This is a genomic window from Acidovorax sp. KPB24-07 (genome assembly GCF_057543315.1).
In genome coordinates, this window is record NZ_BAAJYS010000482.1 from 1 (window position 1) to 2,243 (window position 2,243).

At 67.6% G+C, this 2,243-nt stretch carries 2 protein-coding genes and 1 pseudogene; all 3 read left to right on the forward strand.

Annotated features, from left to right (window positions below; genetic code table 11):
- Positions 1 to 441 (forward strand): annotated as a pseudogene (metX, locus tag AC27IQ_RS22855) (homoserine O-acetyltransferase); the annotation flags it as partial.
- Positions 438 to 1,022 carry a methionine biosynthesis protein MetW gene (gene metW, locus AC27IQ_RS22860; RefSeq protein WP_284397602.1) on the forward strand — a complete coding sequence of 195 codons (585 nt, stop codon included), beginning with the start codon at positions 438 to 440 and terminating at the stop codon, positions 1,020 to 1,022. The pseudogene metX and the gene metW, both read left to right, overlap by 4 nt.
- A gap of 370 nt (positions 1,023 to 1,392) precedes the next feature.
- The coding region (locus tag AC27IQ_RS22865; RefSeq protein WP_487090909.1) for a Cache 3/Cache 2 fusion domain-containing protein at positions 1,393 to 2,243 on the forward strand (851 nt) is incomplete at its 3' end.

Below are 2,243 nucleotides of genomic sequence, written 5' to 3' on the forward strand. Positions count from 1 at the left end.
CGGCGGTGCGCCGGCCGCCCCCAGGCACGCCCCGGCGCGGGGCCGGGCTACCGCTACAGCACGCAGGACATCGAGTTCCAGATCGAGAGCTACCTGCGCTACCAGGGCGACAAGTTCAGCGAGTATTTCGACGCCAACACCTACCTGCTGATCACCCGCGCGCTCGATTACTTCGACCCCGCGCTCGCCTACGGCGGCAACCTCACGCTGGCGCTGGCGCGCGCGACGGCCCGGTTCCTGCTGGTGAGCTTCACCACCGACTGGCGCTTTTCACCCGCGCGCAGCCGCGAGATCGTGAAGGCGCTGCTCGACAACCGCCGCGACGTGAGCTATGCCGAGATCGACGCACCGCACGGCCACGACGCCTTCCTGCTCGACGACGCGCGCTACATGGGCGTCGTCGGCTCGTATTTCGACAGCATCGCCAAGGAGTTCGCATGACCGAGAAAGCCACCATGCATGCGATTTCCCGGCTGGTGCCGCACGGCGCGCGGGTGCTGGACCTGGGCTGCGGCGACGGCGCGATGCTGTCGTACCTGCAGCGCGAGCGCGGCTGCACGGGCTACGGCATCGAGATCGACGACGCCAACGTGCTCGCCTGCGTGCGCCGCGGGGTGAACGTGGTGCAGCTCAACCTGGAGGAAGGGCTGGCGATGTTCGGCGACAACTCGTTCGACCTGGTGCTGCAGATCGACACGCTGCAGCACCTGCGCAACACCGAGGTGATGCTGCGCGAGACGGCCCGCGTGGGCCGCGCGGGCGTGGTGGCGTTTCCCAATTTCGCCCACTGGCCCAACCGGCTGTCGGTGCTGCGCGGGCGCATGCCCGTCACGCGCCGTCTGCCCTACCAGTGGTACGACACGCCCAACATCCGCGTGGGCACGTTCAAGGATTTCGAGGTGCTGGCGCACAAGAACGCCCTGCGCGTGATCGACGCGTTCGGCCTGCAGGACGGGCGCGAGGTGCGCTTCCTGCCGAACGCGCTGGCGGGCACGGCGGTGTTCCACTTCGAGCACGCCTGACGGGCGCGGGGCTGCGGCCCGGAGGGCGACTTGCCGAGGCACGGGGCTGCGTCGGGCGCTGTCCCACGTACCCAAGCTCCCCCGCACCGGGTCGCCAACACCGTGGAAGTGTCACGAGCACTACAAAACACCCGAACATCCGATTGCTATTATTAATGTAGCAATACGCCCTAGAAAAACATGCCCTGGAGGCATTTTTCGCCCCCGAAATCGCTGCTGCCAAGCAGACTAAATCCCTCAGTACATAGGGTTTTCCCTTAAAGGAATGCCTTCATCCTGCCAAAGTTACGGTTGCTTACGATGGGGTCGGCGTCTTCCGCAGCGCACCCGCCCCGTCTCCCTTCCCTGCGACCGAACCCCAAAAACCGCCATGACTCCACCCGTCCGCACCCGATCGGTCGCCCGCCGCGTCACCCTGCTGGCCCTGTCCCTGGTGGCGCTGGCCCTCATTGCGGTGGGCATCGCGATCTCGCTCATCACCACGAAGGCCGCGCGCACGCAGATCACCGAAGGTGTGCGCGATGCGGTCGATGCGGTAGGCCAGTCGCTCAACGCGGTGGACGAGGCCAACCGCGAACTGGTGCGCCGCTCGGCCCAGGCGTTCCAGCGCGGCTTCGACCCCAGCATGCAACTGGACGAGGCCAGCGGGCAACTGACGAGCTTCGGCGTCGCGGTGAACGACGACTACGGCACGGTGGACAAATTCAGCCAGGACACGGGCGGCGTGGCCACGGTCTTCGCGAGGAAGGGCGAGGACTTCATCCGCATCACCACCTCGGTCAAGAACGAAAAGGGCGAGCGCGCCCAGGGCACCCTGCTCGACCGCGCCAGCCCCGCCTACGCGCCCGTGCTCGCGGGCCAGCCCTACACGGGCCGCACCATGCTGTTCGGCAAGCCGTACATGGCGCACTACGCGCCGGTGAAGGATGCGGCGGGCAAGGTGATCGCCATCCTGTTCGTGGGCAACGACCTGTCGGCCTTCCAGGAGCAGATGCAAAAGCAGGTGGCCAGCATGCAGTTCTACGAGCACGGCGGCATGTACGTGATCGATCCGCGCAAGGGCCCGCAGGATGCGGTGTTCGTCGCGCACCCCACGGCGCGCGGCAAGAAGGTGCTGGAGGCCTATCCGGGCGCGGCCGATTTCCTCGCCGCCCTGAACGCCAGCGCCGACGGCTCCGTGCCGCAGGCCGCCGCGCTGCTGCCCGCCCAGGGCGCGGACCC

Bases quoted from the DNA above. Each gene is read 5' to 3' on its own strand.
- metW (WP_284397602.1), top strand. From the start codon at position 438: ATGACCGAGAAAGCCACCATGCATGCGATTTCCCGGCTGGTGCCGCAC.